15 protein-coding genes are annotated in these 17,470 nt (G+C 65.4%); 8 read left to right on the top strand and 7 right to left on the bottom strand.

The window, feature by feature from the left end:
- Window positions 1-102 precede the first annotated feature (102 nt).
- Entirely contained in the window at window positions 103-2,376 is a 2,274-nt protein-coding gene (locus G4G31_RS14920; protein ID WP_182988339.1) for an OPT family oligopeptide transporter, read from the top strand.
- Window positions 2,377-2,568: 192 nt separating this feature from the next.
- Here the strand turns inward: G4G31_RS14920 and G4G31_RS14925 are convergent, their stop codons facing one another.
- Window positions 2,569-3,474 (bottom strand): NAD-dependent epimerase/dehydratase family protein, encoded by a 906-nt coding sequence (locus tag G4G31_RS14925; RefSeq protein WP_229425010.1) that lies wholly within the window; start codon window positions 3,472-3,474, stop codon window positions 2,569-2,571.
- A 105-nt stretch (window positions 3,475-3,579) separates the two neighbouring features.
- Between G4G31_RS14925 and G4G31_RS14930 the strand changes: the two genes are divergently transcribed.
- Window positions 3,580-4,509 (top strand): LysR substrate-binding domain-containing protein, encoded by a 930-nt coding sequence (locus G4G31_RS14930; RefSeq protein ID WP_182988340.1) that lies wholly within the window; start codon window positions 3,580-3,582, stop codon window positions 4,507-4,509.
- Between the two features lie 43 nt (window positions 4,510-4,552).
- On the opposite strand, the gene G4G31_RS14935 is transcribed toward G4G31_RS14930, so the two are convergent.
- Together G4G31_RS14935 and G4G31_RS14940 are read right to left on the bottom strand one after the other, a co-directional pair.
- On the bottom strand, window positions 4,553-4,951 hold the full coding sequence (locus tag G4G31_RS14935; protein ID WP_182988341.1) for a VOC family protein: 399 nt from the start codon (window positions 4,949-4,951) through the stop codon (window positions 4,553-4,555).
- Between the two features lie 129 nt (window positions 4,952-5,080).
- Window positions 5,081-6,583 (bottom strand): peptide MFS transporter, encoded by a 1,503-nt coding sequence (locus G4G31_RS14940; protein ID WP_182988342.1) that lies wholly within the window; start codon window positions 6,581-6,583, stop codon window positions 5,081-5,083.
- A gap of 268 nt (window positions 6,584-6,851) precedes the next feature.
- On the opposite strand from G4G31_RS14940, the gene ppnN reads away from it, so the two are divergent.
- Entirely contained in the window at window positions 6,852-8,222 is a 1,371-nt protein-coding gene (ppnN, locus tag G4G31_RS14945) for a nucleotide 5'-monophosphate nucleosidase PpnN (protein ID WP_182988343.1), read from the top strand.
- Window positions 8,223-8,588: 366 nt separating this feature from the next.
- Here ppnN and lysS read toward each other — a convergent pair whose 3' ends face one another.
- The 3 genes from lysS to prfB form a co-directional block, all read right to left on the bottom strand.
- On the bottom strand, window positions 8,589-10,136 hold the full coding sequence (lysS, locus tag G4G31_RS14950) for a lysine--tRNA ligase (protein WP_182988344.1): 1,548 nt from the start codon (window positions 10,134-10,136) through the stop codon (window positions 8,589-8,591).
- A 41-nt stretch (window positions 10,137-10,177) separates the two neighbouring features.
- Window positions 10,178-10,840 (bottom strand): HAD family phosphatase, encoded by a 663-nt coding sequence (locus G4G31_RS14955; RefSeq protein WP_182988345.1) that lies wholly within the window; start codon window positions 10,838-10,840, stop codon window positions 10,178-10,180.
- A protein-coding gene (gene prfB, locus G4G31_RS14960; RefSeq protein ID WP_182988346.1) for a peptide chain release factor 2 occupies window positions 10,840-11,944 on the bottom strand; the annotation gives its coding sequence in 2 pieces (ribosomal slippage) (window positions 10,840-11,862 and window positions 11,864-11,944; 1,104 coding nt in all). Before prfB ends, G4G31_RS14955 begins: the two co-directional genes overlap by 1 nt.
- Before the next feature lie 163 nt (window positions 11,945-12,107).
- Between prfB and G4G31_RS14965 the strand changes: the two genes are divergently transcribed.
- Genes G4G31_RS14965 through G4G31_RS14975 form a run of 3 tightly spaced genes read left to right on the top strand, consistent with a single transcriptional unit; the run spans window position 12,108 to window position 14,550 of the window.
- Entirely contained in the window at window positions 12,108-14,123 is a 2,016-nt protein-coding gene (locus tag G4G31_RS14965; RefSeq protein WP_182988347.1) for a bifunctional 2',3'-cyclic-nucleotide 2'-phosphodiesterase/3'-nucleotidase, read from the top strand.
- Window positions 14,120-14,311, top strand: a complete 192-nt coding sequence (locus G4G31_RS14970; protein WP_182988348.1) for a hypothetical protein — start codon at window positions 14,120-14,122, stop codon at window positions 14,309-14,311. Before G4G31_RS14965 ends, G4G31_RS14970 begins: the two co-directional genes overlap by 4 nt.
- Window positions 14,308-14,550 (top strand): SEL1-like repeat protein, encoded by a 243-nt coding sequence (locus tag G4G31_RS14975; RefSeq protein WP_182988349.1) that lies wholly within the window; start codon window positions 14,308-14,310, stop codon window positions 14,548-14,550. The genes G4G31_RS14970 and G4G31_RS14975 overlap by 4 nt, the downstream gene beginning before the upstream one ends.
- A gap of 342 nt (window positions 14,551-14,892) precedes the next feature.
- On the opposite strand, the gene G4G31_RS14980 is transcribed toward G4G31_RS14975, so the two are convergent.
- Window positions 14,893-15,639 (bottom strand): GAF domain-containing protein, encoded by a 747-nt coding sequence (locus G4G31_RS14980; RefSeq protein WP_182988350.1) that lies wholly within the window; start codon window positions 15,637-15,639, stop codon window positions 14,893-14,895.
- Window positions 15,640-15,834: 195 nt separating this feature from the next.
- Between G4G31_RS14980 and G4G31_RS14985 the strand changes: the two genes are divergently transcribed.
- Together G4G31_RS14985 and G4G31_RS28460 are read left to right on the top strand one after the other, a co-directional pair.
- Window positions 15,835-16,962: a hypothetical protein gene (locus tag G4G31_RS14985; RefSeq protein WP_308622194.1), complete on the top strand. Its 1,128-nt coding sequence runs from the start codon at window positions 15,835-15,837 to the stop codon at window positions 16,960-16,962.
- Entirely contained in the window at window positions 16,932-17,441 is a 510-nt protein-coding gene (locus tag G4G31_RS28460; RefSeq protein ID WP_308622172.1) for a methyl-accepting chemotaxis protein, read from the top strand. Before G4G31_RS14985 ends, G4G31_RS28460 begins: the two co-directional genes overlap by 31 nt.
- Window positions 17,442-17,470 lie beyond the last annotated feature (29 nt).

Raw genomic sequence — 17,470 nt, forward strand, 5'->3', positions numbered from 1 at the left:
ATTCCCTGAAAGCATGTGCGATAGTCACGCTTTCAGCCCCTCTTGAGTGAGTATCGCCACCTTGCCCTGCCAAGGGCGCCAGGCAGTACCGAAAGAATCCCTATGCCTTACGATCCGCATCCAGCCGGCGTCAAGCCGTATATCCCGGCGTCGAGCCAGCTCCCAGAAATGACCATCCGCGCCCTCGTCATGGGCGTGGTGCTCGGCATGATCTTCGGCGCCTCCTCGCTCTACCTCGTGCTCAAGGTCGGCCTGACGGTGAGCGCCTCGATTCCGGTGGCGGTGATCGCCATCACCCTGTTCGGCATGTTCAAGAAGATGGGCGGGCGCGAATCGACCATCCTCGAAAACAGCATCACCCAAACGGCCGGTTCGGCGGGCGAGTCGCTCGCCTTCGGCCTGGGCGTGACGATGCCGGCCATCATGATCCTCGGCTTCGACCTGGAGATCTCGCGCTTGATGCTGGTGGGCGTGCTCGGCGGCCTGCTCGGCATCCTGATGATGATCCCGATGCGCCGCACCATGATCGTCGACGCCCACCGCGAACTGAAGTACCCGGAAGGCACGGCCTGCGCCGAGGTACTGAAAGCGGCCGCCACCGAAACCTCGCGCGAAGCGGCCGGCGAGGAGCGCATGCCCGGTTCGGATGCGGCGCGGGATGCCAAGCGCCGCGCGGCCATCATCTTCGGCGGCTTCGGCCTGGGCCTCCTGTACAAGGTGGCGAACGTGTCGCTCAAGGGCTGGAAGGACGTGGCCAACTTCGAATTCGGCGCGCCGTTAAAGGCGGGTTCCGCCGGTGCCGAGATTTCGCCGGAACTGGTCGGCGTCGGCTACATCATCGGCCCGCGCATCGCCTTCACGATGGCGGCCGGCGGCGTGCTGTCCTATCTGCTCCTGATCCCGATGATCAAGTTCTTCGGCGAGCTGCTAACGGTTCCGGTGTCCCCGGGCACGATGCTGATCAAGGATATGTCCCCCGACGACATCCGCGACGCCTATGTGCTCTACATCGGCGCCGGCGCCGTCGCCGCGGGCGGCCTGATTTCGCTGGTGCGCTCGCTGCCGTCGATCTGGCGTGGCCTGAAGGGCGGCCTGGCCGGCATGGGCGCGGCACGTGCTGCCAAAGGTGGCGCGCCAGGCGCGGCGCCGTTGCGCACCGACCAGGACATCCCCTTCAAATGGGTGGCGATCGGCTGCCTGGCCATCATCGCCATCATCACCTTCGCCACGCCCCTGCACATGAACCTGCTGGGTGCGCTGCTGATCCTGGTCTTTGGCTTCCTGTTCGCCACCGTGTCGTCGCGCCTGACGGGCGAAGTGGGTTCCTCGTCGAACCCGATCTCGGGCATGGCGGTGGCCACGCTGCTCTTCACCTGCCTGATCTTCCTCGTGATGGGCTGGACCGGCGGGCGCTACTACGTCACCGCGCTGTCGGTCGGGGCGATTGTCTGCATCGCGGCCAGCAATGCAGGCACCACCTCGCAGGATTTGAAGACGGGCTTCCTGGTCGGTTCGACCCCGCGCCTGCAGCAGTACGCCATCCTGTGCGGCGCCTTTGCCTCGGCGCTCATCCTCGGGCCGATTTTGCTGAAACTGAACGACGCCGGCACCGTGTACGTGCCTGCCGCCCAGGTCGCGCCCGGCATCACGGTCGATGCCGCGACATTGACGGAGACCGCCCAGCTGCAGGGCCCGCAAGCGGCGGGCGACAGCAAGACCTATAAAGTCTGGCGCAAGGTCGGTACCGCCGGCGGCCCGGAAGGCAAGTACCTGGTGGGCGAGGACGGCAAGCTGGCCTACCTGGTCGACCCGGGCATCAACGGCCACTACCACCAGCGTCCGGACGGCACCGAGGTCAAGAAATACGACGCGCCGAAGGCCGTGCTGATGTCCTACATCATCAAGGGCATCCTCGACCAGCAACTGCCGTGGACACTGGTGCTGTTCGGCGTGATGATTTCGGTGGTGCTGGAAATGGCCGGCATCCAGGCGCTGGCCTTCTCGGTGGGCGTCTACCTGCCGCTGGTGTCGACGCTGCCGATCGCGGTGGGCGGCGCGGTGCGCTGGCTGGTCGACCGCCGCAACAACAAGCTGCCGCAGTATGCCTCGCTTAACGAGGAAGAGAAGGTGGCCGCGGGCGACCGCAGCTCGGGCACCTTGCTGGCTTCGGGCTATATCGCCGGCGGCGCGCTGGCCGGCATCGTGATCGCCATCACGGCGGGCGTGATGACCAATTTCGACAGCATGATGGCGAAGTGGGCAGAGACGTCGAATCCGTTCTTTGCGGGGCCGGATGCGGATCTGCTGTCCTTGATACCGTATGCGGCGATCATCCTGCTGCTGTATTGGGTGGCGCGCGAAAAAGCGCAGCAGTAGAAGGAACGGGCGCATTGGGCGCCCGTTTTTTTGCACGCGGCGCATGCTCATCGACTGTGATACAGCGTGGGCTCGAGAGCCCACCCTACGTGTGCGGACGTTCGTAGGGTGGGCACTTGTGCCCACGCGGTTTCACCGTTTGCACGGACGCGGCGGCAAAATCCAGCCGGTTGCCCTCACACAAACGCCAGATCATGCTGGCGTATCACATCGTCGAGCCACTCGTCCGAATGGCTGAACCGATACCCCAGCCCCGCCGCGCGTCCCGTGTCCAGCACCATCGGCTCCGCAAAATCGAAAGGCGACAATACCCCCGGCGCGGCCTGTTCGGTCACGCGGCGGGTCGGCGCAGGCGCGCCCAGTACGCCCGCCACCCGCTGATACAGCCCATGCGCCGACAGCGCACCGCCTGACGCCGCATTCACCGGCCCGGTAAAGTCCTGCGCGCCCACCCAGTCGAGAAAGGCCGCGGCCTCCTGCGTGCCGATGAACGACAGCTTCGCCGCGGCATCGGTATAGGGCAGCGCGCGGCCCGGCGCAGCAGCTCGACATACCAGGCCAGGCGCCCGGTGAATTCCTCAGGGCCGCCCAGCACGTGCGCCAGGCGCACCGCGACCAGGGGCAGGGAGCCGTCGCGGCCGAAATAGGCTTCCGCCTGCAGCTTGCCGGCGACATAGCTCTCGACCGCGCGCGCCGGGTCATGCCGGGGTAGCCGGTGTCGATGCGCTGGGCCAGCACCGGCAGGTCGGTTTCGCGCACCGCGGGGCCGCTGGCATGGATCCCGCGGTAGACGTCGATCGTCGAAGTCAGCACATAGCGCGCCACCTTGCCGGCGAAGGTGCGCACGGCGATCGCCGCATCAAGCGGGCTGTAGCACATCTGGTCGAAGACGAGGTCGTAGCGCGCGCCAAGGAAGGCCGCGCGCATCGCCGTCTCGTTGCGGCGGTCGACGCGGATGCGTTCGATGCGCGGCCCGAAGGGATCGGGCGCGTAGCCGCGGGTGGCGATCGTCACGCGGTGTCCCGCGCGCACCAGGCGCTGCACCAGCAGCTTGCCGAAATAACGGGTACCGCCTATCACCAAAATATTCTTGTGCATGGCTTCTCCTTGACGAATCGCGTATATTTTCTGCTCAGCTGTGCAAACGCACAAACGAGAAAAAACAGGCACTATGAACAAGAAAAACTTAAGCATGGTGAGGCCATGAAACCCCTGCGCAGCCTGTCCGGGCTGATCGACTTCGACTGCGCCGCGCGCTGGGGCAGCTTCAAGCTGGCCGCGCGCGAACTGCACAAGACGCCGGCGGCGGTGAGCCTGCAGGTCAAGCAGCTCGAGGAAACGATCGGCTTTCCGCTGTTCGTGCGCCACCCGCGCCATATCGCGCTCACCGAAAAGGGTGAGGAACTCGCCATTGCCATCGGCCGCATGCTGGGCGACCTGCGCGCGAAAGTGGCGGCGCTGCAGCGCGGCGACGAGGAATCGGTGCTGCGCATCTCGACGACCCATTCGTTTGCCATCAAGTGGCTGGTGCCGCGCATGCACCGGTTTACGAAGCTGTACCCGGAACTGGATATCCGCATCGATTCGAACGACGCGCCGGTCGACCTGGAAGCGGACAGCACGGACGTGGCCATCCGCTACGGCCCGGTGCGCGAGGGCGACCCGTCGACCCTGCTGCGCGAGCGCCTGGTGCCGGTCTACAGTCCCGAGCTGCTGGCCCCCGGCCAGGCCGAGCTGACCCTGGCCGACCTGGCCAGCCAGCCGCTCCTGTGCGAGAAGTCGCCCGAGAGCTGGCTGCAGCTGCTCAACGAGAACCGCGCCCTCAAGGGCAGGCATGCCCACCCCTACGATTTCTCGCGCGGCTACAGCCACTGGGGCGTGCTGGTCCAGGCGGCGGTAGCAGGGCAGGGCGTGGCCCTGGTGCCCTACGGGATTGCCTGCCAGGACATCGCCTCCGGGTCCTTGCTCCGCATTCCCTGCCGCAGCGCCCGGTTCGACAACGGCTACCGCTTCCTCGCCAACCCGCACAAGGAACACATGGGCAAGATACAGCGTTTCCGCGCCTGGATGGACGCCGAGATGGAGGCAATGCGGCGCGAGATCGACGACATCGCCGAACCCGACGCCGCGTGAGTCCGCAGGCCGGGGATGGACATAGCCACCGCCGCCGCGACGATCACGCCTGCGGTGCCATCCAGACCAGGTTCCACAGGTGCCCGTCCAGGTCCTCGAAACCCTGGTCGGCCATGAAACCGTGGTCCTCCAGGGGATGCGGGGTGCGTCCGCCGGCGGCGACGGCTTTCTCGATCAGCCCAAGCAGCTCTTCGCGGCTGTCGCAGTTCAGGCAAACGATGACTTCGTTGGCCTCGCGGGCGCGCACGACGGGCTTGTCGATCAGCGAGGCGAAGAAGGGCTCGCTCGTCAGCATGACGCGGACCGTGCCGTCGGCGATCAGCATGCAGGCGGCGTGCTCGTTGCCGAAAGCGGAATCGAAGCGCATGCCGAGCGCGGAAAAGAAGCCGCGCGAGCGCTCCAGGTCCTTGACCGGCAGGTTGATGAAGATCTCGTTTTTCATGTTGTCCTCGTAGATGCATGGAGAGGTGGATCGGGTCCTGCCTCCCACGACGAAGGGCGCGCCGGAAATTCGACAGCAGGGCGAAAAAAAACGGCAGCCGCGGCTGCCGTTTTCATGAGCGTGTGCGAATTACTTCACGCCGTGCATCAGTTTCTGGATGAGCGGTGCCAGCAGGAACAGGATGCCGCCGCCGATGACCAGGATCCAGAAGCCCGAGGTGTAGCCGGACAGGGCCGAACCGACCGACATGCCGGTGTCGCCCGAGACGTGCGAGGCGAAGATGCCCGACAGGTTGTTGCCGATACCGGTGGACAGGAACCAGCCGCCCATGCCCAGGCCGACCAGGCGGGTCGGTGCCAGCTTGGTCACCATCGACAGGCCGATCGGCGACAGGCACAGCTCGCCGATCGACTGGATCGTGTACACGGCCAGCAGGGTCCAGGCCGGGATGTGGTTCTGGTCGTCCAGCAGCTGCGACAGCGCGTACATCAGGAGGCCGAATGCCAGGCCGTTGAAGATGATGCCCAGGCCAAACTTGCGCGGGATTGACGGGTTGACGTTGCGCTTGCCCATGGCCACCCAGACGGCGGCGATGATCGGTGCGAAGACGATGATGGCCACCGAGTTCACCGACTGGAAGTAGGCCACCGGCATGTCCCAGCCGCCGATGTTGCGGTTCACGATCTCGGACGCGAGGAAGGTGAAGGAGCTGCCGGCCTGCTCGAAGAAGCACCAGAACAGGATGTTGAATGCGAAGATGATCATCATGGCGATGGTCTTGTCGCGCGAGACTTTACCTTCGCGCACGCCTTCGACGATCAGCATCAGCGCCAGGATCACGAACAGGATCGACAGCACGATCTGCAGGTTGCCGGCGCCGGCGGCGAGCAGCAGGTAGAAGACCGGAATCACGACCAGCGAGCCGACGATCACGCCGAGGAGGCGCTTCGGGCTGGCCAGCTCGCCGATAGGCGCGCCGATGCCCTTCAACTGCTTGCGGCCGATGAAGAACCAGACCAGGGCGACCAGCATGCCGATGGCGGCGGCGATGAACACCACCTTGTAGGCCGGGGTGCTGCCGTCGCCGTAAAGCTGGGCGAGCCAGGTCGTCACGATCGGCGCGAAGAAGGCGCCGGCGTTGATGCCCATGTAGAAGATGGTGAAGCCGGAATCGCGGCGGGTGTCATGGATGCTGTACAGCTGGCCGACCATGGCCGAGATGTTCGGCTTGAACATGCCGTTGCCGACGATGATGGTTGCCAGGCCGAGCTTGAAGATGTCCGGGTCGGGCAGGGTGATCATGAACAGGCCTGCCGCCATGAAGACGGCCCCGACAAGGATCGAGCGCTGGTAGCCGATGACGCGGTCGGCCACGTAGCCGCCGAAGACCGCGGCGGCATACACCAGCGCGAGATAGGAGCCATAGGTCAGGTTGGCATCGGCCTGGCCGGCGGCGTTACCCTCGTGGAACTGGGCAACGATGTAGAGCACGAGGGCCCAACGAATGCCGTAGAAAGCGAAACGTTCCCAGAATTCGGTCATGAACAGCATCCACAGCGGTGCTGGGTGGCCCATGATCTGTTTGAATTCCGGTGGTGTCCCCTTGTCGGTTGTAGTAGCTGCACCGCTCATGCGGTTCCTCCCGAAGTATTTTAGAAAAAAGCTGTTTTGTTGGAAGCTTGGGTCGTGCCCGAATTTCCAGTTGCGACGCATTTTAGTGGAAATTGCTGAGCGCAAGAAATTTATTTGCCAATGTGGTAAATAGCCGCGCCGGTCGCACTTGCAGCCGTGCCGGCGCTTCCGGGCACGCATGTCCTCGCCAGTTGTCGTATATTGGCGAAACAGCCAGTCATATTACCGGGAGGTTCCATCCCGGCGTACTTAGAAAAGGACATCCTGCATGAACTACGAAGTCGTCGATACGCTCATTTCTCCAGAAGGCCGGCTGGAAGTCCTGTCCAAGGCCGAGGTGGCCAAGCTGCTCGACACCAGCCAGGGCGGCCTCTACAACATATTCCGCAAGTGCGCGCTCGCGGTCCTGAACTGCGGCAGCTCCATCGACGATGGCAAGGAACTGCTCGAGCGCTACAGCAGCTTCGACATCAAGGTGATCCAGCGCGAACGCGGGATCAAGCTTGACATCCGCGGCGCACCGGCCATCGCCTTTGTCGACGGCAAGATGATCAAGGGCATCCACGAGCACCTGTTTGCCGTGCTGCGCGACATCGTCTACGTCCACTTCGAAGTCACCGACAACCCGCGTTTCGACCTGTTGCGCCCGGAAGGCATCACCGACGCGGTGTTCCACATCCTGCGCAATGCCAACGTGCTGCAGCCTCAGCGCAACCCGAACCTGGTGGTCTGCTGGGGCGGCCACTCGATCAACCGCGTCGAGTACAACTACTCGAAAGAGGTCGGCTACGCGCTCGGCCTGCGCGAACTCGACATCTGCACCGGCTGCGGCCCGGGCGCGATGAAGGGCCCGATGAAGGGCGCGGCCATCGGTCACTCGAAGCAGCGCCTGCACGGCGGGCGCTACCTCGGCATTTCCGAACCCGGCATCATCGCCGCCGAGTCGCCCAATCCGATCGTCAACGACCTGGTCATCATGCCGGACATCGAAAAGCGCCTGGAAGCGTTCGTGCGTACCGGTCACGGCATCTGCGTGTTCCCGGGCGGTGCCGGTACCGCCGAGGAGATCCTGTACATCCTCGGCATCCTGCTGCACCCGGACAATGCCGAGATGCCGTTCCCGCTCGTGTTCACGGGGCCGGCGACGGCGCGCGAATACTTCGAGCAGATCGACGGCTTCATCGCCCAGACGCTCGGGCCGCAGGCGCAGGCGCGCTACAAGATCATCATCGACGACCCGGACGCGGTGGCACGCGAGATGCAGGAAGGGATCAGGAAGGTGCGCGAGTTCCGCAAGGCCAGGAGCGACGCCTATTACTTCAACTGGCTGCTCAAGATCGACCAGGAATTCCAGAAGCCCTTCAAGCCGACCCACGAGAACGTGCGCAACCTGAAGCTGCACAAGAACCAGGAAACCCACCTGCTGGCGGCCAATTTGCGCCGCGCCTTCTCGGCGGTGGTGGCCGGGAACGTCAAGGAAGAGGGTATCCGCGCGATCGAGGAGCACGGCAAGTACGAGATCCATGGCGAGAGCACGATCATGGAGCCGATGGACGCTTTGCTCGCCTCGTTCGTCGAGCAGAGCCGCATGAAGTTGCCGGGCAAGGCGTACACGCCGTGCTATACGGTGGTGCTGTAGGGTAGGCGGGTTCCCCGCCTACGCGTCCAACCGGCGTTGGCACAGGACCTAGGGTGGGCTCCTGAGCCCACGCGGTAGGGCGCCTGCGTGTCGAAACGCTGATGCGGCCGTGCTGCATGACGGTTCCGAACGCTGTCAGGCGGCCTGGGTACGCCGCGGCCGTACCGCGTGGGCACGAGTGCCCACCCTACGCCTGCTGACGGTTCCGGACGCCGTCTGGCGGCCTGGGCGCGCCCCGGCCGTACTACGCGGTATGCGAAGGCAGGACCGCGTGGAGTCGGGACTCCACCCTACGCCACTTCCGAAGCCAACAACGAAAAACGGGGCGCATCGAGCGCCCCGTTTTCCATTCGACCAAGCGAAGGATCAATCTTCCTTGCGCAGGTGCGGGAACAGCAGCACGTCGCGGATGTTCGGCGAGTCGGTCAGGATCATGATCAGGCGGTCGATGCCGATCCCGCAGCCGCCGGCCGGCGGCATGCCGTATTCGAGCGCGCGGATGTAGTCGGCGTCGTAGTACATCGCCTCTTCGTCACCCGCATCCTTGGCTTCCACCTGCGCCAGGAAACGCGCTGCCTGGTCTTCCGGATCGTTCAGCTCCGAAAAACCGTTGGCGATCTCGCGGCCGACCATGAACAGCTCGAAACGCTCGGTGATGCCCGGACGGGTGTCCGAGGCACGTGCCAGCGGCGACACTTCGACCGGATAGTCGATGATGTAGGTCGGCTCCCAGAGCTGGGCTTCGGCCGTTTCTTCGAACAGGGCCAGCTGCAGCGCGCCCAGGCCCGCGTTGGCGAAGGGCTTGACGCCGAACTTCTTCAACTCAAGCTTGATGAATTCCGCGTCCGCCAGCTGCTCGGCAGTGTACTCGGGCGCGAACTTGTTGATGGCCTGGACGATGGTCAGGCGGTGGAAGGGCTTCGACAGGTCCAGCTCGCGCCCGCCGTAGGACAGCACGGCCGTGCCTTGCGCGTCGATCGCAGCCTGGCGGATGACGGCTTCGGTGAAGTCCATCAGCCAGGTGTAGTCGGTATAGGCCGCGTAGAACTCCATCATCGTGAACTCGGGGTTGTGACGGATCGACACGCCCTCGTTACGGAAGTTGCGGTTCACTTCGAACACGCGGTCGAAGCCGCCCACGACCAAACGCTTCAAATACAGCTCGGGCGCGATACGCAGGAACATCTGCATGTCGAGCGCGTTGTGGTGGGTGATGAAGGGTTTCGCCGCCGCGCCGCCCGGGATCGGGTGCAGCATCGGCGTCTCGACTTCCATGAAGCCGTTCTTTTCCATGAAGCGGCGCATCGACGACAGCGCGGCGGTACGCGCCTTGAAGGTGCGGCGCGTCTCTTCGTTCATGATCAGGTCGACGTAGCGCTGGCGGTACCTGGTTTCCTGGTCCGCCAGGCCATGGAACTTGTCCGGCAGCGGGCGCAGCGACTTGGTCACCAGGCGCAGTTTGCTCACCTTGATGGTCAGCTCGTCGACCTTGGTCTTGAAGAGCGTGCCCTCGACACCCAGGATGTCGCCCAGGTCATAGGTACGGAAGGCTTCCATTGCCGCTTCGCCGGTCGCGTCCAGGGTCACGTAGATCTGGATGCGGCCGTCGGCGCGTGGGCCCGAGGCATCCTGCAGGGTCGCGAACGCAGCCTTCTTGCCGGCTTCGCGCTTGAGCATCATGCGGCCGGCCAGCACCACGGGAATCGCTTTCTCTTCCAGCTCTTCACGGGTCAGGCTGCCGTATTGCTCGATGAGCTCGGCAGCCTTGTGCTCCGGCTTGAAATCGTTCGGGAAGGCGACGCCCCCTTCGCGGATCGCAGCCAGCTTGGCGCGGCGCTCGGTCATGATCTTGTTCTCGTCGGCGGCGGGCGCTCCCTGTGCCGGGGCGTTGTTCTCTTGGTTTTCCGTAGTCATGGTTGGTACTCGTTTGATTATTCAGTAGGGCTGCGCAGCGTTCAGGCGAACAGTTCGTCGACCGTCAGTTCGGAGAAATCGGACACGATCTTGACGACGTTGTCGAATTCGGCAAACGCGTCGGCCGGCAGGGTAGTGGTGATCACCACGCAGCGCATGCCGGCGCGGCGGGCCGCTTCCACGCCCAGCGGCGCATCTTCGAAGACGATGCAGTTCGACGGCTCGGCGCCGCAGCGCCTGGCCGCTTCCAGGAAGACGTCCGGATGCGGCTTGCCACGGGCAACATCGGTGGCACCGACGACGGTGTCGAAATGGCGGCGCAGGTCCAGGCCGTCCAGGGTGAACTCGACGTTCGCCGGCGGCGCGGCGGTGCCGACGGCCAGCGCGATGTCCTGCGATTGCGCGTCCGCGATCAGGTCTTCGAAGCCTGCCACCGCTTTCAGGTGCGGCGCATACAGTTCGCGGTAGACCGATTCCTTTTCGCGGTTGAGCGTGGCGACTTCCTCGTCGGCCAGGTGCTCGCCCATATGGGAACGGATGATCTCCTTGCCCTGGCGGCCCGCCGTCGTGCGGAAGAACTCGTCCGCATCGATGTCGCGCCCGCGGCGGGCGAAGAAGGTGATCCACGACCGGGTATGGAAGCCCATGTTGTCGACGATGGTGCCGTCCATGTCGAAGATGAAAGCGCGTTTCGGCAAGCCCATTACACGCCCTGTTTCAGCGAAGCGGAGATGAATTCGTCCAGGTCGCCGTCCAGCACGTTCTTGGTGTTGCCGGTCTCGAAACCGGTACGCAGGTCCTTGATGCGCGACTGGTCGAGCACGTAGGAACGGATCTGGTGGCCCCAGCCGACATCGGTCTTCGAGTCTTCCAGCTTCTGCTGCTCGGCCATGCGTTTGCGCATCTCGAGCTCGAACAGCTTCGCGCGCAGCATGTCGAAGGCCTCGGCCTTGTTGCGGTGCTGGGAACGGTCGTTCTGGCACTGCACGACGATGCCCGACGGGCCGTGCGTCAGGCGCACCGCGGAGTCGGTCTTGTTGATGTGCTGCCCGCCCGCGCCCGATGCGCGATAGGTATCGATGCGCACGTCGGCCGGGTTGATCTCGATTTCGAAGGATTCGTCCACTTCCGGGTACACGAACAGCGAGGTGAACGAGGTGTGGCGGCCATTGGCCGAGTCGAACGGCGACTTGCGCACCAGGCGGTGCACGCCCGTTTCAGTCCGGAGGTGGCCATAGGCGTACTCGCCCTCGACCTTGATGGTCGCGGTCTTGATGCCGGCGACCTCGCCGTCGGACTGTTCCAGGATCTCGGCCTTGAAACCCTTGCGTTCGCAATAGCGCAGGTACTGGCGCAGCAGCATCGAGGCCCAGTCCTGGGCTTCGGTGCCGCCGGCGCCGGCCTGGATGTCGATGAAGCAGCTCGCATGGTCCATCGGGTTGCTGAACATGCGGCGAAATTCCATGCCCTCGATGACGGTCTTGATGCCATCGAGGTCGGCACTGACCGCCTCGATGGTGTCGTCGTCGCCTTCTTCGCGGCCCATCTCGAACAGATCGGCGCAGTCGGCGAGATCCGCTTTCGCTTTCTCGAGCGTCAGCACGACGCCTTCGAGCGCTTTTTTCTCTTTACCGAGGTCGAGCGCCCGCTTCTGGTCGTTCCAGACGGTCGGGTCTTCCAGTTCTTCGTTGACCTGCTCTAGTTTCTCTGCCTTCCGATCGAAGTCAAAGATACCTCCGAAGTTCGGCTTCACGGCTGGTCAGGTCGTTCAGCAGGGCGGAGATGGCGTTGATGCGTTCAGCTTCCATGGTCGTGGCGTCGTGTTTGAGTTGAATCGAACCTTCGATTATACCCCAGTCAGCCTTCCAGGCGGCGCCGATCGCGTACCCGCGGGGGGCGCTCGGCGGTGCGTGGTTGCGGTGCGTCGCGCCACTGCCGTATTATCCCCCGGTTCCCATCCGAAGACTTCCCATGCGCCATTCGATCCCTTGCCAAATCGGCATCGTCCTTCTTCCCGCCGTGCTGGCCGCGCCCGCGCTTGCCGCCAGGCCTGCCGCCCCGAAGGGCGCCAGCACCACCCTTGCCGTGCTCGAGACCACCGACCTGCATTCGAACGTGGTCGGCTACGACTATTTCAAGCTGGCGCCCGAGCCTTCGATTGGCCTGGACCGTACCGCCACCCTGATCGCCCAGGCGCGCGCCGAGTTTCCCAATACCGTCCTGCTCGACAACGGCGACACCATCCAGGGCAACGCGCTGGCCGATTACCAGGCGCTGGTGAACCCCGTGCGCTGCGACCAGACCCTGAGCATCTACAAGGTCATGAACGCACTGAAGGTGGACGGCGCGGCAATCGGCAACCATGAATTCAACTATGGCCTGGGCTTCCTTGGCCAGGTCACCGGCCAGCGCTTCAAGGTGGCGGGCGTCGACCAGCCGAAGCGCTGCGCCGGCCCGGCCTTCCCGCAGGTGCTGGCCAATGTCTACAGCGTCCGGACGAAACAGCCCCTGTTCGCGCCCTGGCGCATCATCGAGAAGCGCGTGCAGGCGCAGGACGCGCGCGGCCGCGCCATCACGGCCGTCGTCAAGGTCGGCATCATCGGCTTCACGCCCCCGGCCATCATGTCCTGGGACAAGCGCTGGCTCGAGGGCAAGGTCTACACGACAGGCGTGGTGGAAGCCGCCGAAAAGTACATCCCCGAGATGCGCCGCAAGGGGGCCGATATCGTGGTGGCCATTTCGCACGGCGGCCTGGACGACAGCCCGTATTCGCCGGCGATGGAAAACGCCAACTGGTACCTGGCGCGTGTGCCGGGTGTGGACGCGATGCTGCTCGGGCACTCGCACCAGCTCTTCCCGAACGCGGCCAGCACGGCGCCCCAGTTCAACCTGGCGGGCGTGGACAAGGCCAGGGGCACGGTGCATGGCGTGCCGACGGTAATGGCCAACCTGTGGGGCAAGCACCTGGGCGTGGTCCAGCTGCACCTGCGTGCCGACGGCAAGCGCTGGACGGTCGAGAAGGACAAGACCGTGGTCGAGGCGCGCGCGGCGCAGGCGGCCGACAAATCGTTTGTGGCAGCCGACCTGCAGGTCCTGGCGCTGATCCGCGCCGAGCACGAGGCGACGATTGCCTATGTGAAGACGCCGGTCGGCAGCACCGAATTTCGCATGGCGACCTATTTTGCCGATGTCGGCGACACCTCGGCGATCGCGGTGGTCAACGCGGCGCAGACGGCCTATGTGAAGAAGTATGTCGCAGCCAACCTGCCGCAGTATGCGAAGCTGCCGGTGCTGTCGATGTCGGCCCCCTTCAAGAGCGGCAACGCCGGCGCCTTCGACTACACCGACGTGGCCGCCGGTGCGCTGGCGCTGAACAACGCGGCGGACCTGTATCTCTACCCGAACGCGCTGTATGCGGTGAAGGTGGACGGCGCCGGGCTGAAGGCCTGGCTGGAGACGGCGGCGCGCCGCTTCAACACGATCGACCCGAAGCAGACGGCCCCGCAGGAACTGGTCGACGCGAGCTTCCCCAGCTATAACTTCGATACGCCGACCTCGCTTGACATCAGCTACGAGATCGACCTGACCCGCGCGCCGGGCGAGCGCATCGTCAACCTGCGCCTGCGCGGCGAGCCGGTGAATGCGCAGCAGGAGTTCATCGTGGCGACGAACAACTACCGCGCCAGCGGCGGCGGCAATTTCCCTGGCCTCGACGGCAGCAAGACCGTGCTGGCTTCGCCCGACACCAGCCGCGACGTGCTGATCGCCCACATCCGCGCGACGAAACAGCTCACGCGCGCCGAACATGGCAGCGTGCGCAGCTGGCGCTTCGCGCGCGTGGCAACGGCGGGACCGGTGGTCTTCCATTCCGCGCCCGGCATGCTGAAGCTGGCGCGCGAGGCGGGGCTGGACAATGTCAGCCTGCTGCGCGAGGACGACGGGGCGGGCAAGGGCTTCGCGCTGTACGCGCTGGACCTGGCGAAATGAAGACCATCGCGCTCGCACTGGCGTGGCTGCTCGGTGCGGGCAGCCACCTGGCGCATGCGCAGGCCGGGATGCCGACGCAGGCGACCGACCAGTCACGGATGGACAACGCGCGTGCGGCCTGGCGCCTGGGGCTTGCCCTCAGGAATGGCGAAGGGATGGCGCGCGATCCGGGCGTGCGGCGGCCTTGATCAGGCAGGCGGCCGAGGGCGGCGTGCCGGCGGCGATGTTCGTGCTGGCGAACATGCTGGCGGCGGGCGAGGGCACATCGCGCGACGAGGCCGCATCGCGGCGCTGGCTGGAAGCGGCCGCGGCGCGCGATTATCCGGAGGCGCTGCAGGGCTTGGCCATGCTGGAACCGGATCCGCGCAAGGCGGAGCTCCTGATGCGGCAGGCGGCGCATGCGATGACACATCGGGGGGCGGATTGACCGTCTTGAGGCGCGTGGTTGCCGGCGTGGTTTGAACGCGTGGGCGGCGCCGGAGCCGCGTTGGTACAGACGGTCGGGTGGAGCCGCTCACCCTACGTTACTGTGACGCTGTGGCTGGGCCGGGCGTGGTTTGAACGCGTGCGCGGCGACGGTGCGGGCGGTCGGGTGAAGCCGACCACCCCGCATCCGTCATCCTTAGGGTGGACGGCTCCACCCGAAACGGTGCGTCATCGAGGCGTGTGCGCCGCTGAGCGTTCGCCGGGCATTCAGCCCGGCTCACCCACGCGTCCAGGCGCAGAGTGCGCGTCCGGCGGCGGGCCGGAGACGCGCTGGCGCTCCGCTTCAGCCTTCGTTCTTCGCGATCTCTTCCGCCGCAATCGCCGCCAGGTCGGTCAAGGCCTGCAGTTCCGACGAGCGCAGCTTGCGCGGCTCGCGGTCGATCACGCACAGCGTGCCCATTGCCTGGCCGGCGCGGTCGCGCAGCGGTACGCCGGCATAGAAACGGATGTGCGGGTCGGCCAGCACCAGCGGGTTGTTGGCGAAGCGCTCGTCGCTCATCGCATCTTCCACGACAAAAGGACCGTCCTGGAGGATCGCGTGGCTGCAGAATGCCCATTCGCGCGGCGTCTGCTGCGGCTGCAGGCCGACGCGGGCCTTGAACCACTGGCGCTTGGCAGTCAGGATCGAGATCAGGGCGATCGGCGACTCGGTCACTTTCGAGGCCAGGCGCACGATGCGGTCATAGCGCTCTTCGGCAGGCGTGTCGACCAGGTGCGCCGCTGCGACCGCCGCCAGGCGCTGGCCTTCGTCGGCCGGCACCGGGAAACGCGCATCGGGATCGGGCAGGTATTCGGGATCGGTCGGCGTCGGCGGAACGCGGCGCTCTTCGAAGCCGGCCTGGCCGGAGACCTTGTTCATCAGGGCCCGGATATGGCTCTCGCGCGTGCGGCGGTGGCCTCCGGGCGTTTTCCACGATTCGATCGCGCCACTTTCCATCCAGAGCTGGACGGTGCTAGTGGCGACGCCGAGCAGCCGGGCGGCCGCGCTCGTGGTCAGGATTGGATCCTCTTCCATCAGATTGCTGTTCATCAATATTCCTACTGTTTAACGAAGTATAGCCGATTTGATGAATCTAGCTAAGCACTGGACTTTCGAAACAAGGAGTTACAGCAAACCGACAGTTCAGGCAAATTGTATTGCCTGTCAGAAAGTTTTAGTGCACAATGCCGTCGATTTCATCAATATGTCACCTTTTGTGTAACTATCTCTTCGATCAGGACCGTCATGCCGCTTTCATCAGTCAGTCTCGCAGCCCGTCTGGGCGCCGCCTTTGCGCTCGTTCTCCTCGTGACCCTGACCCTGGCCATGTTCGCAGTGACGCGTGTCGACAGCATCGAGGCCAGCTTACGTAATGCCGAGCAATTTCGCTCCGGCCAGCTCGAGCCTCTGTACGCGGCACGCGAGGCGCTGGCCCAGACCGGTATCGCAGCGCGCAATGCCTACATTTTCCAGGACGCCACCGCGGCGAGCCGCGAGCTCGACCTGGTCGACGCACGCAAGGCCGAGTACCTGGCGGCACTCGGCCGCCTCGATCCGCTGCTGCGCGGCGACCCCCATTACGACCGCGTCCGCGCGGGAATGGACAGCATGGCGACCGAACTCGAACGCCCGCGGCGTTTTCGCGCGGCGGGCGAAATGGACGCCTTCGGTCGCTTCCTGGTCGAGGAGTGCAGCCCCCTGCGACGCCGTATCGTTGCCGACATCGACGTGCTGTTGACGGAGCTGCAGGCGCGCAGTACCCGCGCGGGCGCTGCAGCCGCCGCCGAGGCAACCGGCGCGCGCTGGTGGATCAGCGGCCTCGCCGCGCTGTCCGCCCTGCTGTGCGCCGTCATCGGCCTGGCGATCGTGCGCAGCCTGACTGGCCAGCTCGGCGGCGAACCGGCCTATGCCACCGCCGTCGCCCAAGCGATCGCCAGGGGCGAACTGCAGCACCGGGTCGAGATCGGCCGCGCCCGCCCGGCCAGCCTGTTGCATGCGATGAGCACGATGCGCGACAGCCTCGGCGGCATCGTCGCCCGCGTGCGCGGCGGCACCGACGCGATCGCCGCAGCGTCGGCCGAGATCGCTACCGGCAATCTCGATCTTTCGCGGCGCACGGAGACCCAGGCGGCTGCGCTGGCGCAGGTCGCCGGCTCGATGAAGGACCTGATCGGCTCGGTACGCGAAAACGCCGGCTACGCCGCCCAGGCCAGCACGCTGGCCGAGGATGCTGCGCGGATTTCGGTGCAGGGTGGCGCCGCCGTCGACGGCGTGGTCGCGACCATGAACCTGATCCAGATTCCTCGCGCCGCATCGAGGAAATCATCGGCGTCATCGACGGCATCGCCTTCCAGACCAATATATCCGCCCTGAATGCCGCCGTCGAGGCGGCGCGCGCCGGCGAGCAGGGGCGCGGTTTCGCGGTCGTGGCCAGCGAAGTGCGCAACCTGGCGCACCGCTCGGCTGCGGCGGCGAAAGAAATCAAGCTGCTGATCGAGGACTCGGTCGGGAAAGTGGACGCTGGCACCGCGCTCGTCGGTGAAGCCGGCGACACGATGCGCCGCGTCGTCGACGGCGTCGGCCGGGTGTCGGCAATCATGGGCAGCATTTCCGCCGCCACCCGCGGCCAGGGCGAAGGCATCGAGCGGGTCGATGCGGCGATCGTGCGCCTGGACGAGATGACCCTGCAGAATGCCGCCCCGGTCGAGGAAGCCTCGGCCGCGGCGCAGTCGCTGCGCCTGCAGGCGGACGAGCTGGCGGCCGTCGTTGGCACCTTCCAGCTGGAAGAAACGGGTGGCGCACGCCGGCCGGCTGCACGGCCCGTCGCGTCGGCGCAGCGCCTGGCCGCCTGATCCGGCACGAAGGGAGGCCAGGTCCGTGG

The sequence above is a fragment of the Massilia sp. Se16.2.3 genome (assembly GCF_014171595.1).
Lineage (GTDB): Bacteria > Pseudomonadota > Gammaproteobacteria > Burkholderiales > Burkholderiaceae_D > Telluria.